The sequence below is a fragment of the Pseudoalteromonas sp. BMB genome (assembly GCF_001709235.1).
In the GTDB taxonomy this organism is placed as follows: Bacteria; Pseudomonadota; Gammaproteobacteria; order Enterobacterales; family Alteromonadaceae; genus Pseudoalteromonas; species Pseudoalteromonas maricaloris.
The window spans coordinates 1-23,061 of the sequence record NZ_MBQA01000096.1; the positions used below are offsets into that span (position 1 = coordinate 1).

The 23,061-nt window shown below is 43.9% G+C and carries 18 protein-coding genes and 1 tRNA gene; 4 read left to right on the top strand and 15 right to left on the bottom strand.

The window, feature by feature from the left end; genetic code table 11:
- Positions 1 to 100: 100 nt before the first annotated feature.
- The 3 genes from BB427_RS07280 to BB427_RS07290 form a co-directional block, all read right to left on the bottom strand.
- Complete coding sequence (locus BB427_RS07280; RefSeq protein WP_254663600.1) at positions 101 to 421, bottom strand: YbaK/EbsC family protein; 321 nt, start codon at positions 419 to 421, stop codon at positions 101 to 103.
- A gap of 204 nt (positions 422 to 625) precedes the next feature.
- On the bottom strand, positions 626 to 910 hold the full coding sequence (locus tag BB427_RS07285) for a hypothetical protein (RefSeq protein WP_010605066.1): 285 nt from the start codon (positions 908 to 910) through the stop codon (positions 626 to 628).
- A gap of 119 nt (positions 911 to 1,029) precedes the next feature.
- Complete coding sequence (locus BB427_RS07290; RefSeq protein ID WP_069019971.1) at positions 1,030 to 1,917, bottom strand: LysR family transcriptional regulator; 888 nt, start codon at positions 1,915 to 1,917, stop codon at positions 1,030 to 1,032.
- Positions 1,918 to 2,064: 147 nt separating this feature from the next.
- On the opposite strand from BB427_RS07290, the gene BB427_RS07295 reads away from it, so the two are divergent.
- Positions 2,065 to 2,781 carry a haloacid dehalogenase type II gene (locus tag BB427_RS07295; RefSeq protein ID WP_069019973.1) on the top strand — a complete coding sequence of 239 codons (717 nt, stop codon included), beginning with the start codon at positions 2,065 to 2,067 and terminating at the stop codon, positions 2,779 to 2,781.
- 114 nt (positions 2,782 to 2,895) lie between these two features.
- The gene (locus tag BB427_RS07300; RefSeq protein WP_069019975.1) at positions 2,896 to 4,539 is read left to right on the top strand and encodes a sensor histidine kinase; all 1,644 of its coding nucleotides are present in this window, start codon (positions 2,896 to 2,898) and stop codon (positions 4,537 to 4,539) included.
- 61 nt (positions 4,540 to 4,600) lie between these two features.
- Here the strand turns inward: BB427_RS07300 and exaC are convergent, their stop codons facing one another.
- A complete protein-coding gene (gene exaC / locus BB427_RS07305; RefSeq protein WP_069019977.1) occupies positions 4,601 to 6,121 on the bottom strand; it encodes an acetaldehyde dehydrogenase ExaC in 1,521 nt (506 codons plus the stop codon).
- 158 nt (positions 6,122 to 6,279) lie between these two features.
- On the opposite strand from exaC, the gene BB427_RS07310 reads away from it, so the two are divergent.
- Positions 6,280 to 7,191, top strand: coding sequence for a helix-turn-helix transcriptional regulator (locus BB427_RS07310; protein WP_069019979.1), 912 nt, complete (start codon positions 6,280 to 6,282; stop codon positions 7,189 to 7,191).
- Here BB427_RS07310 and BB427_RS07315 read toward each other — a convergent pair.
- The 3 genes from BB427_RS07315 to BB427_RS07325 form a co-directional block, all read right to left on the bottom strand.
- On the bottom strand, positions 7,127 to 8,644 hold the full coding sequence (locus BB427_RS07315; RefSeq protein ID WP_069019981.1) for a trehalase family glycosidase: 1,518 nt from the start codon (positions 8,642 to 8,644) through the stop codon (positions 7,127 to 7,129). The two genes, BB427_RS07310 and BB427_RS07315, sit on opposite strands and share 65 nt — an antisense overlap.
- 8 nt (positions 8,645 to 8,652) lie before the next feature.
- Positions 8,653 to 9,915, bottom strand: a complete 1,263-nt coding sequence (locus BB427_RS07320; RefSeq protein WP_069019983.1) for an MFS transporter — start codon at positions 9,913 to 9,915, stop codon at positions 8,653 to 8,655.
- A gap of 129 nt (positions 9,916 to 10,044) precedes the next feature.
- Positions 10,045 to 11,046: a LacI family DNA-binding transcriptional regulator gene (locus tag BB427_RS07325; RefSeq protein ID WP_017215948.1), complete on the bottom strand. Its 1,002-nt coding sequence runs from the start codon at positions 11,044 to 11,046 to the stop codon at positions 10,045 to 10,047.
- A 253-nt stretch (positions 11,047 to 11,299) separates the two neighbouring features.
- Here BB427_RS07325 and BB427_RS07330 point away from each other — a divergent pair, with 253 nt between their 5' ends.
- The gene (locus tag BB427_RS07330) at positions 11,300 to 13,552 is read left to right on the top strand and encodes a TonB-dependent receptor (RefSeq protein ID WP_069019985.1); all 2,253 of its coding nucleotides are present in this window, start codon (positions 11,300 to 11,302) and stop codon (positions 13,550 to 13,552) included.
- 135 nt (positions 13,553 to 13,687) lie between these two features.
- On the opposite strand, the gene BB427_RS07335 is transcribed toward BB427_RS07330, so the two are convergent.
- The 8 genes from BB427_RS07335 to ftsH form a co-directional block, all read right to left on the bottom strand.
- Positions 13,688 to 14,092, bottom strand: a complete 405-nt coding sequence (locus BB427_RS07335; protein ID WP_254663601.1) for a PaaI family thioesterase — start codon at positions 14,090 to 14,092, stop codon at positions 13,688 to 13,690.
- A 652-nt stretch (positions 14,093 to 14,744) separates the two neighbouring features.
- A complete protein-coding gene (locus tag BB427_RS07345; RefSeq protein WP_069019991.1) occupies positions 14,745 to 16,988 on the bottom strand; it encodes a TonB-dependent receptor in 2,244 nt (747 codons plus the stop codon).
- A gap of 485 nt (positions 16,989 to 17,473) precedes the next feature.
- Positions 17,474 to 17,558: transfer RNA gene (locus BB427_RS07350), tRNA-Leu, on the bottom strand.
- Between the two features lie 23 nt (positions 17,559 to 17,581).
- A complete protein-coding gene (gene secG, locus BB427_RS07355; RefSeq protein WP_010373860.1) occupies positions 17,582 to 17,929 on the bottom strand; it encodes a preprotein translocase subunit SecG in 348 nt (115 codons plus the stop codon).
- A gap of 4 nt (positions 17,930 to 17,933) precedes the next feature.
- On the bottom strand, positions 17,934 to 18,674 hold the full coding sequence (tpiA, locus tag BB427_RS07360) for a triose-phosphate isomerase (RefSeq protein ID WP_069019993.1): 741 nt from the start codon (positions 18,672 to 18,674) through the stop codon (positions 17,934 to 17,936).
- 79 nt (positions 18,675 to 18,753) lie between these two features.
- Entirely contained in the window at positions 18,754 to 20,094 is a 1,341-nt protein-coding gene (glmM, locus tag BB427_RS07365) for a phosphoglucosamine mutase (protein WP_010373858.1), read from the bottom strand.
- Positions 20,091 to 20,936 (bottom strand): dihydropteroate synthase, encoded by an 846-nt coding sequence (gene folP, locus BB427_RS07370; RefSeq protein WP_069019995.1) that lies wholly within the window; start codon positions 20,934 to 20,936, stop codon positions 20,091 to 20,093. Before folP ends, glmM begins: the two co-directional genes overlap by 4 nt.
- 147 nt (positions 20,937 to 21,083) lie before the next feature.
- Positions 21,084 to 23,036 (bottom strand): ATP-dependent zinc metalloprotease FtsH, encoded by a 1,953-nt coding sequence (gene ftsH, locus BB427_RS07375; protein ID WP_069019997.1) that lies wholly within the window; start codon positions 23,034 to 23,036, stop codon positions 21,084 to 21,086.
- Between the last annotated feature and the right edge of the window lie 25 nt (positions 23,037 to 23,061).

A 23,061-nucleotide genomic window follows, 5' to 3' on the forward strand; every position in this document is an offset into this window, starting at 1 on the left:
TGATTGGCATTTCTACTGTGTTGCCCCACAAGGATGTGGGGTAAGGTGACTTTGCAGGAGCACAAAGTCTTTATCGCCAGACTTACATAGAATGACTATGCTACGCAGGCTCTGCCTTGTATAAATACCAATCAAACTGCTGCAAAAACAAACTTGAAAGATCAACAGGCCCTAATTGCAGCTTCCATTTTTTCACGGACTCTTGGTTGCTACCAGAAGCAATTATCAAGACCGCCTTTTCAGTATTGCTATCTTTAAATATCAGAAACTTGGCTATTTGAGACTCAATGCAACCAATCGCATTTGCAGCATCTTTCGCAGTACGAGTAGAGTCTGCAAGCTCTGTAACGGTGAAGTTGTGCCCATGACTGGCTAGGAACTCTTGAACACGTATTGATGAGGATTTTAACGGCTGTGACACTCAATTGCTCTTCCATACTGTGGTAGTTAAAACCAATCTAACAGCTAGTGAGCGGATTTTAAACATCCAGTATGTTTTATACTATTTGTGATATGAGGCTAACCCTATCTCGGGGGTAGCATTGAAAAATATCCGAGTATCCCATTTAGAGAAACTCGGATCATGGCTGTAGATAAACTCTCAAGATATTAAGTTCAGTAAAGTCTATATTGTTACCACATGCCATTGATAAGCAAGGCTAGCGCCAGCCAATGAGCATGCTAATAAAAAGTTCATTACCTCTTTTGAGCTAAGTGAACGAGACTCCCGAGAAAAATGCTTAGCATGTAATCTCATACCGAGTGGTTGCAATTCTTTTTCATGTTTTGGCAATGCTATCAATCCAGCAAGTAGCATGACTAAACAAAGCATATAACTACCTTGCACGATAAAGAATAGAGTAAGTGAAAATGCGGTGACAGAAAAAATCCAAGAAATGAATTTGAACATAGCAGCTCCGTTTGCTATCAGTGTTACCAGTTCGATTTTACAATCATCAAGCTGGCTAGTTTCTAATTTTAATACGGAGTGTAGAGTTATTAGTTTAAAAACACAAGCAGACTAAAGTATTAGCCCCTATTTTCGAACAATGCCTTCATAAATTCATAGAATGCCTCTGCCTTGCGTGTCTTCAGCGAGTGCTGAGGCCGGACAAACCAAATAGGTGCGTCGTCACTTTCGAGACAACCTGGAATTATAGGCACTAACTCACCTCTTTTTAGGTTATCTCTGATGGCGGTGTGAGATTTAACTGCAATGCCATGCCCAGCCAAGGCGGCAGAAGTCATGTTGTCTGAGTTTGAAATCGTAAAACGAGTTTTTGCATTAAAATGTACAATTCTACCGTTTGGATCTTTTAACTTAAATTCTCGTTGCCAAGGTAAGCATACAAAAAAGTGATTTTGTAATTCGCTGATATTTTCAGGCATGCCATAGCGGTCAATATAGCTCGGCGCTGCACATAATATCCGGTGGTTATCGCATAGTTTTCTCGCCAACAACCCAGAATCAGCCAATTGTCCAACGCGTATCGCTACATCTTGAGCACCTTCAACTATGTTTACAAACTGGTCGTTGATCAGGAAATCAAGTGCTAACTGTGGGTGCGCTTGCTCAAATTGACTTAGGTTTGGCATCACAAATTGTGAAAACACCCAAGGCGGCATAGTGACACGAAGTAACCCGCTCACAGCTGAGCCCCTTGCACCTATTTCGTGCTCAGCATCGTACAGCGCCTCTAATATATGTTCCACCCTCTCTCTAAAAGTACTTCCGGCTGGGGACAATGTTAGCGTACGACTATCTCTAAACAGCAAAGTTGTGCCTAAATGTTGCTCTAACTTATTAAGACGATGACTAACTGTCGCGGGTGAGAGTCTCAATTGCTTCGCAGCATTAACCACTCCTTGATGTTTAATAATAGCTAAGAATGTTTCGAGTTCAGCGATTGAATACATGTTGATTTAGTTTTTTCGAATCTTGCTTTCGAATATGCGCGCTTTGTTTAAATTTATCAAATAAATATACTGCTTCTCATCGCAACTAAATTGGAATTATCAATGAAACGCATCTTAATTAGTCTATACGTTATGTTAGGAGGCCTAATGCCGAATATTAGTCAAGCCAACTCAAAGGTTGAACGCCCGGAAGTTATTTTCTTCGATGTCAATGAAACCTTACTTGATTTAGAGTCAATGAATAAACCGGTTAGCCAAGTTTTGGGTGGCGATGAGTCCCTATTACCTCTTTGGTTTTCCACTATGCTACATCACTCGTTAGTGACTACGGTAAGTGGCGATTATCAAGATTTTGGCAAGATAGGCGTTGCCGCGCTACAAATGGTTGCAAAAAACAAAGGCCTGACAATAACTGACGCACAAGCTAAACAAGCAATTGTGCCCGTTCTGCTCTCTTTGCCCCCACATAAAGACGTCATTCCGGCACTAAAACGGCTCAAGCAAGCAGGCTTTAAACTCGTGAGTTTAACCAATTCATCGAATGCGGGAGTTAAAGCGCAGTTTGAAAATGCCGGTCTAATCACCTATTTTGATCAACGCTTGAGTATTGAAGACATTAAAGTGTATAAGCCCGACCTTAGAGCCTATGAATGGGCGTTACAGCAATTAAATATTCGTCCAGATCAAGCGCTAATGGTAGCGGCTCACGGCTGGGATGTTGCCGGCGCTAAAGCCGCGGGCATGCACACAGCATTTATTGCAAGACCACAAAAGCAGCTCTACCCTCTAGCAGAAGCACCAGATTACGTGCTACCTGACTTAACAAGTTTGGCTGACGAGCTCACCACTTCTGGAAACGAGTAACATTGGAAATGTATCAGCTGGCACCTTGATACCAGCTGATAAAAATGCTCAGCATGCTTTATCTACATAATAAATGTACTAGATTTAAGGAGGTGAATCGAAGGAATAGCCTCCATGAATATAAATAAAAACACCCACATTGTGATCTGGATAATCATAGGTGTTAGCTTAACTATCCACGGCGCATCCCTTTTACTGAGCAATACGCTTCTTAATAATATAACTTGGCCGTTGATAGAAGCGCATGCAGTAGTTGAAACCTTCGGCTCCGCTGTCGCCCTTTTCATTGCATTGGCCTTGCTATTTTTTGAAAAGTACAACACCGGGACAAGTTTTAATATCGAAATCGCCACGGCGCTGCTGGTAATGGGGATCTTAGATGGATTCCATGCCGCCGTAAATGTTGGCCAAACCTTCGTTTGGCTTCACAGTATCGCGACTTTCTTTGGTGGTCTCACTTTTATCACCCTGCTTGCTCACAACCGATTTACTTGGTTTAAAAATCGCTATTGGCTGATCAGCGCATGCACAGCCGCTATCATCATCGGCACCATGAGCCTAGCTTACCCTACGGATTTACCACATATGGTTGAGCAAGGTCACTTTACTGGTACAGCGATGGCACTCAACGTCATTGGCGGTACTATGTTTTTTGTCGCCGCAGCTAAAATTCTCCTTGTATATCGCGACTCTCATAATGTGAGCGATTTGCTCTTTTGCTTACATTGTTTCCTATTTGGCGCAGCCGCTATTATGTTCGAACAATCCAAGTTGTGGGATACCGCTTGGTGGGGCTGGCATATTTTAAGGTTAATGGCCTATATCGTCGCTTTAGGGTTTTTACTAGTTGAAGGAATGCAAATCTTACAAGAGTTAAAACAACATAAAGAGCAGTTAGAAGAGTTAGTGAGTGAGCGCACTCGCTCACTAGTAGAGACCAATCAAAAGCTAGAAGAAACTGTTGCCTATCTCAACCGTACTCATACGCAATTACTAGAACGAGAGAAAATGGCATCGCTTGGCGATTTGGTTGCGGGTGTTGCACACGAAATCAACACCCCCATCGGGATTGGCATCACTTCCACCACTTATCTACAGCAGCACTTAGACGACCTCACTATGAAGTACCAAACCAAAGTGCTCTCTACCGGAGTATTGGAGGACTTTATTTCAGATTCAACTGGCGCTTGCAAACTGCTATTAAAAAACCTCCAACGCACCGCTAATTTAATTAATAGCTTTAAACAAGTCGCTGTCGATCAATCTTGCGAGCAAGTGAGGGCCTTTAATGTTCATGATTATGTTCAAGAGATCATCGCGGCGCTCAGTCCAGAGATTAAAAAGCATGACCATAAAATCAAGTTTCATTGCGATCCCGGCCTTATCGCCACGACCTATCCCGGTGTTATTTTTCAGATCATTTCGAATTTAGTCGCAAATTCGATTGCACATGGCTTTAAAGAGTCAGAACAAGGTGAGATCACCATTGAATTCTTTAAACATGATGAACACATTGAGCTTATTTATAAAGACAATGGTAAAGGTATGTCGGAGCTTGAATTAAGTAAGTTATTCGAGCCATTTTACACCACCAAAAGAGGAAGTGGCGGTATGGGACTTGGCGCTTATATTATCTATAACTTGGTGACTCAAGGGCTAGATGGAGATGTACACACCGTCAGCGAGCCCAGCAAAGGACTCGAATATAGGATAGCATTTGCTAATAAGCAGGCGACGCCATTAAAAGTCGTTTCTTAACCGGATGACTGATTGAGTACTGCCACAATGGTCAGTACTCAATACTTCTATAATAATTAAATTAGAAAAACCCTAAAGGACTGGTGCTATAGCTCACTAAGAGGTTCTTGGTTTGTTGGTAATGATCCAGCGCCTTTTTGTGAGTTTCTCTGCCAATGCCGGATTTTTTATAACCACCAAATGCCGCGTGTGCAGGATACATATGATAACAGTTAGTCCACACGCGGCCCGCTTCGATTTGGCGACCAAATTGATATGCGCGATTCATATCTCTAGTCCACACCCCAGCACCTAAACCAAACTCAGAGCTATTCGCCAATTCCAACGCCTCCGCTTCGTCTTTAAAAGTGCATAAAGAGATCACCGGACCAAATATTTCCTCTTGGAATACCCGCATTTGGTTATGCCCTTTTAACAGCGTGGGTTGAATATAAAAGCCTTTGTGATAACCCTCGCCAAGCTCCGCGACTTCGCCACCGATTAACACTTCAGCCCCTTCCTTCTTGCCAATATCAATATAGCTAAGGATTTTATCAAATTGAGCTTGTGAGGCTTGTGCACCAACCATGGTCTCTGTATCAAGCGGATTGCCGCGTTTAATCGCCTTGGTACGTTCGATGACTTTGGCTATAAAGTCATCGTATATATCTTCTTGCACGAGCAAGCGCGATGGACAAGTACATACTTCGCCTTGGTTAAAGTAGGCCAGCACCGCGCCTTCAATACACTTACTTAGATAATCATCGTCAGCTTGCATCACATCACTAAAGTAGATATTGGGCGACTTACCTCCCAGTTCCACCGTTGAGGGAATGATGTTTTCAGCAGCACATTTTAGAATGTGAGAACCCACAGGAGTCGAGCCTGTAAACGCAATTTTTGCGATACGTGTACTCGTAGCAAGCGCCTCACCCGCCTCTTTCCCGAAACCGTTTACGATATTAACCACGCCATTTGGTAATAAATCAGCGATAAGTTCCATCAACAACAAAATAGACGCAGGCGTTTGCTCCGCAGGTTTTAGCACTACGCAGTTTCCAGCTGCGAGAGCGGGTGCCAGTTTCCAAGCGGCCATAAGTAGTGGAAAGTTCCATGGGATGATCTGCCCCACAACGCCCAGAGGTTCATGAAAATGATAGGCCACGGTTGACTCATCAATTTCACCAATGGCTCCTTCTTGAGCACGAATGCAACCTGCAAAATAGCGGAAATGATCAGCAGCAAGGGGAACATCAGCGGCTAGCGTTTCACGTACCGCTTTTCCATTATCCCATGTTTCGGCTATCGCTAGGTATTCAAGGTTTGCTTCTATTCGGTCTGCGATTTTGAGTAATATATTGCTTCGCTCAGTGACCGAAGTTTTACCCCACGCCGCCTTTGCAGCATGGGCGGCGTCAAGTGCCAGTTCAATGTCTGCATCATTTGAACGCGGGATCTGACAAAACACTTCGCCATTAACAGGACTAATATTGTCGAAGTACTGACCGTCAACGGGTGGCGTCCATTCACCGCCAATAAAGTTTTGATATTGCGACTTAAAGCTGACGATCGCACCTTCAGTATTTGGATTTGCGTATATCATTTTTACCTCTGCAACTTGTGTTATTTATTTGGGCTTCATTCGTCCCAGTTTTGTTTTTACTAATATTTGACATTAGCCAAATTCACCTTTAAAAACTTAACTTAGGGTCTCGGAATGTATACGCACAGTCCAAAAGTAACCGAGAAGGAGTGCATTGTTTGCAGATCTCTAAACATCGCAGTCGTGTCGAGCGCTTAGTTGAAAACAAAATAAGTTTTGCCGCCAATCACGTAGAGCTGAGTGTCTATGACACATACGAAAGTACCAATAGAGTCAAACTCGCCTCTAATGAAGTGTTGTTTTGTGCAATGATCACAGGCAAAAAAGTGATGCACGTAGACAGTTGTGACTATCACCAGCCCTTTTTACCTCATCAAAGCTTCGTATTGGCACCAGAACAGACCGTATTTATAGACTTTCCCGACGCCAGCTTATCCGCTCCCACCACCTGTTTAGCAATCGAGATCAGTCGAGAGAAAATTAATACCGTGAGCGAGAAGTTAGCGCTTTCGCTTCCTAGTGATTTTAATTATCAAAAGCAGCTGGTTCACACCGAGCATAACTGGCAAACCCAGCACTGCTTGGGGCGATTGCTCCATCTATTCAGTGAGAATGAGGCTGAGCGGGGGTACTTTATCGATTTGGCAATGGACGAACTAATTGCAAGACTACTACAGCAACAAAGCCGAGATCTGCTGTTAGGCGCAGTAAAACAAGCACCAGATCATAATGGTTTGTATCAAGCGGTGCATTATTTGGAGACTCATTTAGACGAGCCATTAGATGTAGAGAAACTTTGTAAACTTAGCTGCATGAGTAGAAGTCGCTTTTTCACTCAATTTAAAAAATCATTCGCGACGACGCCACAGCAGTGGCTCCAAGCACGGAGACTAACTGAAGCAAAGGCAAAACTAAAAGCAGGAATTCAGATCACCGCAATTAGTTTTGCACTCGGCTTTAAGCATCCAAGTCAATTCAGTCGAGCGTTTAAACAAGCTTTTAATATCACGCCGAAGGACTATCAACTTCAGGCACTAAAAGCCGATAAAAACGACTGGTTACTCCGTTAGTCCAGCCAAAACCCTGTTGCACCACGTATTCTCCGCCACTTGCCTGTTTATCCGGTTCAACCACATTATACTTCTCAAGCAAACAGCCGATTTGCTCAAAGCCGGTTTCAACAGCATAAAGCCATGCTTGCATAATCTTATTCGCGAGTTGATTTTGACCATATGTTCTTAAACCTGACACCGCAAACCACTGCAGTGGTGCCCAGCCATTAGGACTGTCCCACTGCTGTGAAGTAGTGACTAAGGTACTAACCAACCCACCTTGCTGCAAAAACTCTACCTCGAGTTTTTTGCCTATATGCTCTGCCTGCTCGGGTGTAACCAGCTCAGCAAACATAGGCACAACGCCCGCTAGAGATTCAACGGAGGTACGCGCATAATCATTAAGATCCACATCGAAAAACCAGCCTTTTTTATCACACCAACAATATTTCTGTATCAGTGCACTGCGATTTGACGCTAAATTGGCATAGTACTGAGCTTGCGTTAGCTCGTTTAATTTCTCAAAACAACGTGCGATTTGCGACTCAAGCAATACTAGTAGTGCATTTAAATCCACAGGGATAATGTCTGTTGTACGAATGCTCGCTAAATCGTCAGCGTTTGCTAACCAACGGCTACTAAAGTCCCACCCCGACTCACAAGCCGCACGAATGTGCTGATAAAAGGTTCCGCTGTCCGTAACCGCTGCGGCTAATTCTATATCCTCAATAAAAGACTCTGGGCGCGGTGCTGCAAGCGGATCCCAGTAGCGATTCAGTGTGCCCCCACATGGCATGTTGACGACTCGGTACTGCGCATTTTTATCCGTGCAACTCAAATCCTCTCCAGTCTGCCAAAACTGATGTTCTTTCAGTAATGCCTGAGTAACTCGTGACAGCCACTGCTTATCATGAGATTTTTCCTGCCACAGTAAATCAACCATTAATGCTGCTACAGGTGGCTGGGAGCGGCTTTGGTAATAATCTCGATTACCGTTAGGTACATGTCCAATACGATCAATAAGACTCACAAAGTTATCTAACATTCCTTCAACGAGATCGCTTCTGTTCGCATCCAAAAGCCCGAGTGCCGTAAAGTAGCTATCCCAGTAATAAATCTCATTAAAACGTCCACCCGGTACAACATACGGATGGGGTAAAGGTAGCAAGGAGCCTTTAGCAACGGTGCTCGGCTTTCTAGATAAACGCGACCACAGCGCACTGATATACTGCTGCGCACTGGTAAAATCTGGTAAGGCATCTAATTCTTTGTTGGCAACAAAGTCAAAATGCGCATGCACAAATCTAAGTAACGCCTCTCCCGTTGGCTTTTGCATCACATACTGGTTTTCTATCTCTGCGAGTGGAATTTTTGCGATGGCATCTGCAAAAACTTTACTATCTGAAAACAAACCAGCGCTTTGCACCGCCTTAAAAATCTCTGTGGAATAAAAGTTTGATTGGTACTGCATGTAAAACCTCAGCTCACCTTTTGTTGATTTGGCGTGTGAGCATGATTTGATTGGCTAGACTCACTCATCGATTTAAAGAAATATAAACACACAGCAATCACCAGCATGGGAATAAGTGCCCCATAAAACGCTTGTTGACCACCAAAATGTTGAAATACTAAACCTGTGATCATTGAACCCGTGCTACCACCCAGCGCTGAAAATACAACGATTAGCCCTGTCATCGACGCGTGCTGTGTAGTGGGTAAACTACTTAGCATTACCGAATTAATCACTGGATAAATAGGCGCCATAAAAAGACCGATCAGCGGCATGAGAAAAGCCACAAGGGGTGCATCAAATAACGAAGAAATAAGCGTTTTCTCAATACCCTCAGTCATCGGTAACGTTAAAATCACTAATCCTGCCATTGCGACAAGGCAAACATTTAACACCACATACCAATGTACTTTGGTGAGCACAACGCCGGCACCGAGCCGACCGAGTGCTAAGCAAGCAGCAAAAACACTGGTAATTTGCACGCTAATATTCACCGGTAATGACAAGATCTCATTATTAAAAGTAGGCAGCCAAGTGCCTATACTCTGCTCTATCAATACGTATAAAAATGCGGAAATCACAAATACCAGCACAAGCGGCTTAGCCACAAGCTTTAACATCGCTATAAATGCAGAGACACTAGACTCGGTGGCTTGCGTTGGCTCTGGCTTTGCAATTGGGGAGATCCAAACAATAAATGCGGTGAAAGCGCTCAGCACAGCTAACACGAAATAGACGTTTAACCAGCCAAGAGAGTTATCGCCGCTGTCAATAAACGCCGCAAAAATCCAATAACCGCCGAGGACCCCTAACATAAACACGCCCTCAATAAAATTAAGCAGGCTTGAATGTTGGTTGCTTCCTTCAGTGACTTGGCCAACGAGCGCATAAACCGACACTTTAACCACCGCAAATGCCGCCCCCACACAAGCAAACACTAATTTCAGAATCCAAAACTCAGCGACCATAGGAGTGATACTGCAAATCAATGCTACGCCCGCGAGCACTGCGGTCAGAGCGATTTTAAATCCGACCCTAGGGATAACCGACGCAACTAGAAATGAAACGATGGCGATGGGAAGATCTTTAAATGCCTCTAAGGTGGCGGCCTGCGCTTTTGTAATGCCAAAGCTATGAATAGACTGCAAGATGACCGTCCCTACGCTATTGAGCAAAATAGCAAATAGGAAGTAACTAACGGCCATGGCAAGTATGATACGTGCTCGATTCATTGTTATTCTCGTTAAAACACTGTGATTCCTTTTTAGTCTAGACAGACTTTTTTATTTTTGCAATCGTTTGCATTTCAAATCACATCAAAACAATTTAAGCTAATGATTGTTATCGCATATTGTGCTGCTTTAACTAGATTGTCTGATCACTAATAATGACGGCACCTCTTGAGAAGCACATGTCTCACCACTTAGCTGAGAGAGCAGCTTTTCCACCAATAACTGTGCCGCCGCATTGGTGTCTTGTTTAATCGTAGATAGCGCAGGGAAGCTGATCTGTGCCATGGCAATATCATCAAAGCCGACTATTCGTACGTCATTTGGTACGCTAACGTAACGCTCTTTTAGGGCTTTTAATGCTCCAAGCGCGACCATATCACTACATGCAAAGATCCCATCAAAGGTTAATCCTTGTGCTCGCAACAAAGCGTTTATACTCGCGTAGGCAGCCTCTGAAGTAATGTCGATTTTAATCATTTGCGCTTCTACCTTGGCTTTTTCCACCGCATGGCAAAATCCACGATAGCGCTCACCAAGTTCGGCATGACCCGGATCGCCCAAAAATAGAAGTTTAGACGCTCCCCTGGCAATTAAGTGCTCCGTTGCGTTAAGGCCACCAATAAAATTGTCACTCCCAACGATAGGATAATTTGCAGAAGTTTTAGGGTCGCCCCATACCACGATCGGCGTGCCAGCTCTTGCAGCACGTTCAATTCGTGCTTGCTCCTTGCCTTGGCCGACGACAATAACTCCATCGGCTCGACGGCCAGAAATAAAATAACCATGCCAGTCTTCCCCCGCCATATAAGAATTGGAGAGCAATAACTCGTAGCCTTTTCGGTTCACTGCACGATTAATATCGCTCACTACTTTAAGTAAAAATGGGTCGTCGACGGATTGTTTGGTTTCGGCTTCGAGATTGATAATAACGGCAATGACTTTGGTTTTTTGCATCCGTAAGCGACTAGCCGCCGCGTTAACACTAAAGTGATGCTCTTTTGCAAGCGCCTGAATGCGCTCTCGAGTTTCCTTTTTTATCAGAGGGTTATCATTGAGTGCACGGGAAGCTGTGGAGGTAGAGACGCCAGCTAGCCTTGCTAGATCCGATAGCTTTAATTGTGTTGTTCCCATCGCAAACCCCTTCTTAGCACACGTTATTACATCGCTATTCTTACAATTTTTTGGTACTTAAACCATAACTAATTGAATCTCCTACCCTAACCAAGCAGAAAAGATAAGCAATCACTGTAAATTTGTAACGCCTTACATCATTTTATGACAAATTTTTAAACAACATCATTGCAAACGTTTGCATTAAGATCTATTTTAAAAAATAGACAGTCGTTAAATACCAGTCTATGACAACAACAAGAGGGCTTTAGCCGTGATAAAAACTAACTCCTTAAGCTTGATCGCTACTGCTATAACGCTTGCGTTAAGTGCGTCAGCTCAGGCAGAACAACAACCGAACAATAACAAAGAAAAAGTAGAAACCATCATTGTCTCAGGTACACCAGGTGGCGCAGGGATCAGAAAAATTGATGCAAGCTTTGCTGTGACTAACATCGATGCTGTGCAAATTGATAAGCTCGCCCCCAAAAGTACCGCTGACTTGCTTAAAGCGGTGCCTGGGATCTGGGTTGAAAGTTCAGGAGGTGAATCCGGTGCTAACGTTTTTGTTCGCGGCTTTCCTGGCGGTGGTGATGCACCATTCTTAACGGTTAGTTTGCAAGGTAGTCCTATCTATCCCGCGCCAACGCTCTCATTTTTAGAAAACACCTCGATTTTCAGGCTCGATGAAACCATCAGTATGATGGAAGGCCTGCGTGGTGGACCAAACCCCGTGGTGTCTAATGGTCAGCCTGGCTTAACAACTAACTTTCAACTTAAACGTGGCCAAGCCGACACCGAAGGGACGTTTAAATACACCACCACAGACTATGGTCTAAACCGCATTGACGGCGTGTTAAGTGGTGAGATCTCCAATGATCTTTACTACATGGTTGGCGGTTATATCAAACGCTCTTCTGGGATCCGTGATGCGGGCTTTACCTCAGAAAAAGGTCATCAATTCACCATAAACCTAACCAAAGAGTTTGCTGACGGTGAGTTTAACCTTTATACCCGTCAAACTGATGACAGAGGCGCATGGTACCTGCCAACCCCACTTAATGTGGAGGGTGTGGATGCGGGCTTTACTCAGCTGGGAACGAATAATCGCAAGGCGATTATTTATGTCGGTGATGAAAATGCACCGATGAGCGTAGATATGGGTGATGGTCGTGGCTGGAAAGGCCATGTTTCTGGAGGTAGCTTAAAAGTAGAATTCAAAAGCGGCTGGCAATTAAATGACCGCTTTAGCTTAACGCAAGGCGATGCAAATACACTCGGCCTTGTGCCTGCTGGCAGTGCGATGCGTTTAAGTGAAGTGGCGGACAATGGTGAAACCGCAACAGGTAGCGTCACGGGCGATGAATACGCGGGCGATACCATGGTACAACAATATGGCCGCTGGGTTGTATTAAAAGATATCGAAGCTTTCACCAATGACTTAGCCTTAAGCAAAACCTTTGGTGATTGGTCAAGTGCCTTTGGTATTTATACAGCAACGACCTCAGCAAAAGATTGGTGGAGCTTAGGTAATACCGCCTACCATGTGTTGGAGCAAGGTGGCGAGGCATTGAATGGCATCGCGTGTAATAGCGATGTTGCGGGTTGTGCCTTCAACTACGACATTAACAGTTCTGGTGATGCGACAACGTGGGCCATCTACACCACCCAAAGTTACCAAGCAACGGAAGCCCTTAAGTTAGATTTAGGCTTACGTAGCGAGCAACACGAGGTTGAGTATTCGGTCGACGAAGGTTTAGATGGGGCTATCACCAAAGCAGTTGACTATGATGAGCGCAAGACTTCATGGACCTTAGGTGCTGACTATAGTTTGAGCTTAGATTCAGGTGTTTTTGTGCGTATGAACAAAGGCTACAAAATGCCTTATTTCGACGACTTTAGAGACAATTATAGCACCTATGAATCGGGAGAGTCGCTGATTAAAGCAGTCACACAAGCTGAGCTTGGCTATAAATATATGGGTGAAACCGGCGACCTGTTTGTTACTTTATTTACCAACGAAGTAAAAGGCGACACGTTTGTAAGACGCCCAGGAGTACCTGCGGAAATTCTAACCAACGAAGCAACTGGTGTAGAACTTGATTACAGTTACAACCATGAGTCGGGCCTATCGGTAAACTTGAATGCCACATGGCAAGACACTGAAATTACTGAAAGCCCGACCAATGAAGGGAATAAAGCGCAGCGCCAACCTGACTGGATGCTACGTATTACACCGAGCTATGACTTTGAAATGTCGGGTATGTACGCCACCTTGTATGGCACCCTTTCGGCTGTAGATGACCGTTTTGGGGATAATGAAAATACTGTCGTGTTAGAGGGCTACGAAAAGCTTGATATTGGCCTTATCGTAGAGCCAACAGAGGGCGTAAAATTACAACTAGCGGTAGATAACCTTACTGACAAACAAGGGATCACCGAGGGGGATCCTCGTAACCCAGATTCGCCCAATGGCCGCTATATCATGCCAAGAAGTGTAAAGTTTAGTGTTGCGTATACGTTCTAGTTGCTGTAACTAAGCGTTTAACATAGCGCTGCCTGCTTATATCAAATCTCTAAGGCTGGTAGCGCTAATATGACCTAACACGTTTATTGTGGAGCAACTTCTTGCAAATGCACTTCAGAATGTCGCCGGGCTATCCTAAACCTTAGTTATTGTGCCAAGAGAAACCGCCACCAACTTTTCTTCATCACCACTTCTCGCATATACCTTACATTCGCATGTCGCCTGACGTTTACCCGAATACAAAACAGTTGACTTCGCGATTAGCTTATCACCAATAGCGGGCCTAACATAATTCACTTTATACTCTGAGGTAACACAGCTACCAAGCACCGATGCACCAGCAAAAGTAATACAATTATCAGCTAGATAGCTAACCACGCCGCCATGTGCAAAACCATAGTTTTGTTTAAGATCATCTCGAATAACGAGGCTTAACTCCGCAACGCCAACCTCAAACACCTCCAACTCAGCACCTAACAATAAACTAAAAGACTGCTGTGCTAGGATCTCCTTTCCTTCCTCTAACATAGTATTGCTCAACTTTCTCTCCTTAGTAATATTTACGCTCAAATAGACTCTACGTCGCGAATGGTGTTCACGTTTATAGGTAAAGAACATGATTCACTAAAACCACGATATGATTAGTTAAACACGACTAAAACAAAATTACAGCTTAAAACGGCAGACATTGCTACTAGGTTATACTTTCTAAATTGGATATAGGTCTTAACTTTATTGTCGGATACCGTCGAGAAAAAACCTGTTTTAAGCGATTCACTCACGGTAGCATTTAACAGTGACCATTGCGATGTGCCAAGGGTGTGCTTTGTTAGTTTATGCCACTCTTCTGGATACAATCTTGCCAAGTGTTTACACAAATTCTTATACATTTTAATTTGTATGAACAGCAGTATGGTAATCAAGGTTATGGGGATAAGTGCTTCCATGTGCTAAAGACCTTTTATAAGTGCAAAAAAACAGCTCCATCTAAATATACGATTCAAAACTGGAATCGAGATATTGCCTATCACTAGATTCCCATAGGTTAACCACAATGTAAACAAGCAGTTATAGCAATCGCTTTTCGTTATGCCAAATGAGTTTCAATATAATTTAGGACGAGAGACATAAAACAAAAAAAGCCGCTTAGCAAGAAACTAAGCGGCTTTTCTATATTCAAACTAGAGCTGGATTAATCTAACCAGAACTCTTTTTTGAACTTAATACCAAACTCACTGCGGTCATTGCTACGCATGACACCAACAAAGCCACTTTGCTGTAGACGACCTACATCGTACACTTCGTTTAGCACGTTTTCGCCGTATAGCGTTACTTCCATATCACCTTCAGCGTTGGTGTATGAGATGTTAAAGCCTAACAGTTCTCGAGAATCAATATGTTCGCTTGCACGTGTTACAGACTGACCTTGCATGTCTGAGCGATACGAATAGCTTGCGTTAACTGCAATCGTTGCACCATGCTCTAAGTCATGGAAGTAAGATGGTGCCACCATCACAGTCCATCGAGGTGTGAGTGCTGGCGCATCGCCTTTACCAATACCAATAACACCTTCATCAACATGGGTAATTTCTGAGTCTAGGTAACCGATTGAGCTGCGTACTGAGAAATCATCAGTAATTGCGATTGTCGTTTCAAGTTCAACACCTTGTGCTTTCGACTCACCTGCATTTTCCACGATAGTGACGAAACCACCGCCAGCAGTCGGGTCGTTGAAAGGTAACGCCAGATCGGTGTAATCCGTTACAAATGCAGCAACCATCATAGATACGTTTTCATGTACCTGGCCTTTGAAACCAATTTCGTAGTTAATCGCTTTAGTTTCATCAAACGCAGCGAATTGATCTGGGCCACCAAATGGACGTGGTGGGAAGCCGCCACTTTGGTATCCTTTTTGGACCTGGGCGTAAACATTGATGTCACGAGTTAACTGGTATGACGCATTCACGTCCCACGTCACTTCGTCAAAGTCTGCGCTTACGTATTTACGAGCACCAAAGCTTGGGAAGAGTGCGTTTGCCTCTTTTTTGTCTTCAGAGTAACGTAAACCACCACCAATGCTGAACAGCTCAGTCACGTCAAAGCTTGCATTGATGTAAGCCGCATAGGCATCGGTTTCTTGGTTGATATCAAAGTAACCGTAGCCACCAAAAGAAGCAGTCTGACCATCGTTTAATAAGCCATTTGGCGTGTTCCACGGGCTAAATACGAACGGACCAGAGCTGGTAAAACCGTCTTCGTTAAAGTAATAAAGACCCGATACAAAATCCCAAGAGTCATAAGTACCGTTTAGTTGTAGTTCAAATGAGTACTGATCTGCACCGCCCTCTTCCGGGAATTCAGATAGATTAAGTGCTACCGCATCGTCATCTAGGCCGCCGGTATATTCAGAGCTACGCTTGCTTGCGATAAATTTAACCGAGTAAACATCACTTGCTTGCCAATCAGCAGTCACTGAGCCGCCCCAACCAGAGTAGTCTGTGCTTTCAATGCCAGCAACCGTTGTTGCCAAGTCATCAGGATTGTTTGGCAGCATAGACTCATTTAGCAATGGGAAGTCACCATTGAAAGGGTCATTTGAGTCAAGTGGTTCTGTTAACTCGATAGTATACGGTGATTGACCAGACTCGTTCTCAACGCCATCAAATGCAGCAGTGACAACTAAATCATTCGTTGCTTGCCATCTAATTGCTAAGCGACCACTAAACTCTTGCTCTTCGCCGATTTCTTTTTCAGGATTTGCTAAGTTGATTGCTTTACCTACACCATCACGCTCTTTATAAGAAGCACTTGCAGAAAAGCTTAGTGTGTCTGTTAACGTTTGGCTTGTATAAAGATCAGTCGCTAAACGACCGCGAGAACCTATTTTAGCTTCAACGCGTGCAACTTCTTCAGCGCCAGGTTGTTTAGTGATCACATTTACCGCACCGCCTAATGTGTTGCGGCCGTACAGTGTACCTTGTGGACCACGTAGTACTTCTACGCGTTCAACATTGGGCAGTGAAAGGTTAGAACCCATCTGACGGCCAAGGTATACACCATCAACATAAACACCAACACCTGGGTCTGTTGTGATCACATGGTCTTGTAGACCAATACCACGGATAAACACAGAAGCATGTGCAGCGTTACCTACACCATAACGAGTAATATTTAAGTTTGGAACGAACTTACCAATATCGTCTAGGTTGCTGATATTGGCTTTATCAATATCACTAGCACCGATAGAAGTAATCGCAGTAGGCGTTTCGAACAAACTTTCAGTACGTTTACGAGCAGTCACTTCTATTTTTTCAAACACTTGTTTTTCTTGCTCTACATTAGCTTGCTCAGCCAATGCTGTACTAGGAAGGGCTACGGCTGCTAACACTGCAGCTGAAATCGCAGATAAACCAAGGCGAGGTAAAACTGTAATCATATAATCTCCAAAGGAATCACCGTGTGTGTACTAGTTGCGAGAGGTCGCAAACTAGAGAAGTAACAAGCTCAGTGTTATTACTTCTAGCCCTGTAATCCGTAAAATCTAAATAGATTTGGACACTACAAATTTTGGGCATAAAAAAAGATGCACTAGGGGCATCTCTTTCCTCTGGAGGGGTATTATAGTCACAACGGGGATAAATTGAAATAATTATTTAATAAAAATTACTTTTTGGGTTTTTGTAACCATAATAAAACCAATATTAGGAAATTAATTTTTATAAAAAAGCGTTATAGAACAAATGATTATACTGAATAGCAGGATGATATGTTACTAAAGTGAAACTTCTGTCTAGGTTTTTGCCGTGGTGCTAGGTTCGTTTGAAAATAACTTCTATTAATGAAGCTGTGAATGGTAAGACTAATTAGGCTTAGTAGCAAACGATAGACGAAAAAAAACCAGCATAAGCTGGTTTTTTTATTTGGTGCGAATGGGGGGACTTGAACCCCCACGGCCGAAGCCACCACCCCCTCAAGATGGCGTGTCTACCAATTCCACCACATTCGCAAATTCGGTGTATTTCCTAACGATTAGTTAGGTACGTCAGAAGCTGGATTTTCTTCTGTCGCTGGCACATCATTTGTCGCTGGAACTGTTGTTGCAGCAGCTGGTGCCTCTAGATTTTCCCACTCATTAGTCTTTTTAATCTGACCCGTAGTTAGGTTACCTAGCACAATACTTAGCACAAAGAATATCGTTGCTAAGATTGTTGTTGTCTTGGTCATAAAGTTGCCTGCGCCTGATGAGCCGAAAACTGTCGCCGATGCACCTGCACCAAACGAAGAGCCCATATCTGCGCCTTTACCTTGCTGAATCAACACCATACCAATTAGTGCTAACGCCACAATTAAGTAAACAACCATTAGAATTTCGTACATTTACTTATCCTTTTGCACTTCTGCATATTGCGGCGAAACTCTCAGGTTTTAGGCTTGCGCCACCGATAAGTCCACCGTCTATATCGTCTTGTGCGAATAACAATTCACTGTTCTGTTCATTAACACTGCCACCATAAAGAAGTTGCAGTGATTGTGCAATTTGCTCATCATTTTCTGAAAGCAAATTACGTATAAATTTGTGTACCGCTTGCGCTTGCTCTGGAGATGCTGTTTTACCAGTACCAATAGCCCAAACAGGTTCGTATGCTATCACAGAGTGAGTTAGCGCTGCCACACCTAATTTGGCAATAACCGCGTTTATTTGCCTAGCAACGACTTGCTCTGTCTGCCCATTTTCTCTTTCTTCTTCAGTCTCACCAACACATAAAATTGGTGTCAAACCTTGTTCTTGAGCATGTGCAAATTTATTAGCAACATCTTCATCGCTTTCGCCATAAATAGCTCGACGCTCTGAATGGCCAACTAAGGTATATGTTGCACCTAGCGATTTTGCTAGGGACGCCTGAATTTCTCCAGTGTATGCGCCTTCTTTATATTCCGAAACAGTTTGTGTTCCGACCGTAAGCCCTTTACTTGCTGCTTGCTCAATGAGCATGGCAGGAGGAAAAACAATTACATCTGCTTGAAATGTTTGATTGCTTACTGCTTCTGATATTTGGTCAACAAGGGCTTTTGAGCCATTCATTTTCCAGTTACCAGCAACAATTTGCTTTCTAGTTGTCATACGATACTCCGCAGTAGAAAGCGGGTGAGATACTAACTCTACTCACCCGAAGTTACAAGAAATAAATTTAACTTTTGGTTTAATTGCTCACAGATTCAACAACTTCAGCGATTTTTTGGGCAAAATCGATAACTTGCTTCTGTTGCTGAGCTTCAACCATGACGCGAACCACTGGCTCTGTACCAGATTTACGCAATAGCACTCTGCCCTTTCCAGCAAGCTGAGTTTCAACTTCAGCGACAACTGCTTTAACAGCGTCTTGCTCGGTTGGATCATCTTTAGTGCTATAGCGCACGTTAATCATCTTCATTGGGTATTTGCTAAAACCTTCACCCAAATCCTTTAATGTTTTATTCTGCGCAACCATGGCTGCAAGCACTTGTAAGCTTGAGACAATGCCATCACCGGTGCTGATCAGATCCAGATTTAAAACGTGACCTGAACTTTCGCCGCCGATTTTCCAGCCTTTCTCACCAAGAAGTTCCATTACATAGCGGTCACCGACTTTACTGCGCTCAAAAGCAATTCCGCGTGATTTAAGGGCGTTTTCGAGCCCCATGTTAGACATTACCGTACCGACAACACCGCCACCTAATGTGCCATCAGCATGAGCTTGGCAAGCGATAATATAGACGATGTCATCACCATCAAATACATGACCGTCGTGATCGACCATCATAACTCGGTCACCATCACCATCATAAGCAATACCAACATCCGCTTGATGTTCAAGCACGGCTTTTTTCAACGCTTCGACATGCGTTGCACCGCATTTTTCGTTGATGTTGACACCATTAGGTTCACACGCGGTTGTGATCACGTCTGCACCAAGTTCACGCATGACACTTGGCGCAATGTGATAAGTCGCGCCATTTGCGCAGTCCAGCACCACTTTCAACCCTTCAAGCGATAGCTCTTTAGGAAACTGGCCTTTACAAAATTCGATATAGCGACCATCCGCACTCTCTAGACGCTTAGCTTTGCCGAGCTTTTCAGACGCGACACACGTCATCGGTTCATCCAGCTTTGCTTCTATTGCAAGCTCCACCTCGTCAGGGAGCTTTTTACCATCGCCACCAAAAAACTTGATGCCATTGTCATGGTATGGATTATGAGATGCACTGATCACAATACCAGCTTCAGCTCTAAACGTTTGCGTCAAATAAGCAACAGCAGGTGTCGGCATAGGCCCCAATAAAATCACATTGATCCCCGCGGCAATTAACCCAGCCTCTAACGCGGTTTCAAGAAGGTAGCCAGAAATGCGGGTATCTTTGCCAATAATTACCTTTTTGGTACCACGCTCAGACAGCACTTTTCCAGCCGCCCAGCCTAGTTTCATTGCAAATTCAGGCGTAATTGGGAACTCGCCCACCATGCCCCTTACACCATCCGTACCGAAGTACTTTCTTGTTGTCATTGAGTAACTCCATTGACCGACGCTAGCCATACATTAAGCGCGTCGCTTGTTTCTTTTACGTCATGAACACGAATTATGTGCGCGCCTTTCTGCGCACATATCAATGCACCAGCTAGACTCGCAGCTACACGCTCATGCGTTTCCCGAGTGAGTAGTTGTCCAAACATGGACTTTCTAGAGAGGCCTGTCAGAATAGGCAAATCGAAAGCATGAAACTTGTCCAATCCACCTAATACCTGAAAGTTGTGCTCTAGAGATTTACCGAAGCCAAAACCAGGATCTAAAATCAGCCGGTTGGTATCAATCCCAGCTTGCTTGCACGCACTGATCCTAGCTTCGAAAAACTGACTGATGTCTGAAAATAAGTCATCATAGTGAGGGTTATTTTGCATTGAGCGAGGTTGACCTTGCATATGCATTAAACAAATTGGTACATCACTGTACTGAGCTGCGACTTCAAGCGTGCCTGGCTCTTGCAACGCTCGAACATCATTAATGATATCAGCGCCAGCCTCTATTGCTTGTTTCATCACCTCAGCTTTACTGGTATCTACCGAAATCACACAGTTAGAGTGTGTGCGAATTGCTTTAATAATCGGTATTACGCGCCGTAATTCTTCTTCTAATTGTACGTCTGGCGCGCCGGGACGAGTGGACTCTCCACCTATGTCTAAGATGGTAGCGCCTTGTGAAAGCATTAAATTTGCTTGCTCGATTGCGCTATCAAGGTGAGTAAAATGTCCACCATCAGAAAATGAGTCGGGAGTAACATTTAAAATCCCCATTACCTGAGGCTTATCTAAACTAAGGGTGCGCCCTTTGGGTAAACGTAACTCGTACATTCTATACCTATTTTCTGTAGTCTAAGTTTGGTGATAACGAAAGGCTTATAGCAGTTGATTTAAGTTCTCGCATCGAATGTCATAAAACTTATATCAACTGATACAAAAAAGCCCCGATTGCTCGGGGCTGTCGTATTCTACCTAATCTTACGATTTGTCATCAAGCTCTGAGTTTGATGATGTGTCGTTTGACTGCTCTTCTGCTGGCTTTTCAGCTTTAGGCTCAGGTTTTATTTCTGTTACTTTCGCAGATTCTGCTTTTTTCTCTGGCTTAATGTCATGCGCATCCCTTGGTGGACGAACATCACGACGCTCCATTAGATCATCAATCTGCAATGCATCAATCGTTTCGTATTTCATCAACGCATCTTTCATCGTGTGAAGAATATCCATATTATCTTTTAGGATTTGCTCCGCACGTTTGTAGTTGCGATCGATGAAATCTTTAATTTCAGCATCAATAAGCTTAGCAGTTTCATCTGACATACCTGACATGCGGTGAGAACCACCACCCATGTACATCTCGCCTTGCTCTTCTAAGTACATCTGTGGGCCAAGTTTCGGACTTAAGCCCCACTGAGTAACCATTTTCTTAGCAATATCGGTTGCGCGCTCAATATCGTTGCTCGCGCCTGTCGTTACCTTGTCATCGCCGTAAATCAGCGCTTCAGCGATACGACCACCGTATAAACTCGAAAGCATAGATTCTAGGTGTTGCTTAGAGTGACTTACACGGTCTTGCTCCGGTAAATACATTGTTACACCTAATGCGCGACCACGTGGAATAATCGACACTTTATATACAGGATCATGTTCAGGCACTAAACGACCAACAATCGCGTGACCGGCTTCGTGATAAGCCGTCATTTCCTTCTCTTGCTCGCTCATCACCATGGACTTACGCTCAGCACCCATCATGATTTTATCTTTCGCGGCGTCAAATTCCGCCATACTTACCTTACGCTTGTTGCCACGAGCGGCAAACAGTGCAGCTTCATTCACAAGGTTAGCTAAGTCAGCACCAGAAAAACCCGGCGTACCACGTGCAATCACAGACGCTTCAACATTATCGTCTAAAGGCACTTTACGCATGTGAACGTTTAAGATTTGTTCACGGCCACGAATATCCGGAAGACCAACCACGACTTGGCGATCGAAACGACCAGGACGTAATAATGCAGGGTCTAGTACATCAGGACGGTTAGTAGCAGCAATAACGATAATACCTTCGTTACCCTCAAAGCCATCCATTTCTACAAGCATTTGGTTAAGTGTTTGCTCACGCTCGTCGTGACCACCGCCCATACCTGCGCCACGTTTACGGCCTACCGCGTCGATTTCATCGATAAAGATGATACAAGGCGCAGCTTTCTTTGCCTGTTCAAACATGTCACGAACACGAGATGCACCAACACCAACAAACATTTCTACGAAGTCAGAACCGGAAATGGTAAAGAATGGTACTTTTGCTTCGCCAGCAACGGCTTTAGCAAGTAGGGTTTTACCCGTACCTGGAGGACCAACCATCAACACGCCTTTCGGAATGCTACCGCCCAACTTTTGGAACTTTGACGGGTCACGCAAGAAATCTACTAGCTCAGTAACATCTTCTTTCGCTTCGTCACAACCAGCAACGTCCGCAAATGTTGTCTTAACTTGGTCTTCGCTCATTAATCGAGCTTTACTTTTACCAAACGACATTGCGCCTTTGCCGCCACCGCCTTGCATTTGGCGCATGAAGAAAATCCATACCCCGATAAGCAGTAGCATTGGGAACCAAGAAATAAAGATATTCGCAAGGAAAGATTGCTCCTCCGGTGCAACACCTTTGATATTTACGTCGTTCTTAAGTAAGTCATTAACCAAATCCAAATCAGTTAATGGAATTACTGTTTGAAAACGATCTCCACTTGAACGAACGCCACTAATCACGCCGGTTTGACGATCAATACTGACTTCTCTTACAGAGCCATTGCGCACATCCTTTACAAATTGTGTGTAACTCGTTTGGCGATCAAATTGTTCGCCACCGTTAAAGCTCTGGAACACAGTCATTAGCACTACTGCAATCACTAACCAGAGTATTAGATTTTTAGCCATATCGCTCAAGGAGTTAACCTCTTGT

Excerpts from the sequence above, each read along its gene's own strand:
- BB427_RS07345 (WP_069019991.1), bottom strand. The coding sequence starts at position 16,988 with ATGATTACAGTTTTACCTCGCCTTGGTTTATCTGCGATTTCAGCTGCA.
- BB427_RS07285 (WP_010605066.1), bottom strand. The coding sequence starts at position 910 with ATGTTCAAATTCATTTCTTGGATTTTTTCTGTCACCGCATTTTCACTT.
- exaC (WP_069019977.1), bottom strand. The coding sequence starts at position 6,121 with ATGATATACGCAAATCCAAATACTGAAGGTGCGATCGTCAGCTTTAAG.
- BB427_RS07320 (WP_069019983.1), bottom strand. The coding sequence starts at position 9,915 with ATGAATCGAGCACGTATCATACTTGCCATGGCCGTTAGTTACTTCCTA.
- tpiA (WP_069019993.1), bottom strand. The coding sequence starts at position 18,674 with ATGACAACTAGAAAGCAAATTGTTGCTGGTAACTGGAAAATGAATGGC.
- glmM (WP_010373858.1), bottom strand. The coding sequence starts at position 20,094 with ATGACAACAAGAAAGTACTTCGGTACGGATGGTGTAAGGGGCATGGTG.
- BB427_RS07290 (WP_069019971.1), bottom strand. The coding sequence starts at position 1,917 with ATGTATTCAATCGCTGAACTCGAAACATTCTTAGCTATTATTAAACAT.
- BB427_RS07300 (WP_069019975.1), top strand. The coding sequence starts at position 2,896 with ATGAATATAAATAAAAACACCCACATTGTGATCTGGATAATCATAGGT.
- secG (WP_010373860.1), bottom strand. The coding sequence starts at position 17,929 with ATGTACGAAATTCTAATGGTTGTTTACTTAATTGTGGCGTTAGCACTA.
- BB427_RS07315 (WP_069019981.1), bottom strand. The coding sequence starts at position 8,644 with ATGCAGTACCAATCAAACTTTTATTCCACAGAGATTTTTAAGGCGGTG.
- ftsH (WP_069019997.1), bottom strand. The coding sequence starts at position 23,036 with ATGGCTAAAAATCTAATACTCTGGTTAGTGATTGCAGTAGTGCTAATG.
- BB427_RS07325 (WP_017215948.1), bottom strand. The coding sequence starts at position 11,046 with ATGGGAACAACACAATTAAAGCTATCGGATCTAGCAAGGCTAGCTGGC.
- folP (WP_069019995.1), bottom strand. The coding sequence starts at position 20,936 with ATGTACGAGTTACGTTTACCCAAAGGGCGCACCCTTAGTTTAGATAAG.
- BB427_RS07295 (WP_069019973.1), top strand. The coding sequence starts at position 2,065 with ATGCCGAATATTAGTCAAGCCAACTCAAAGGTTGAACGCCCGGAAGTT.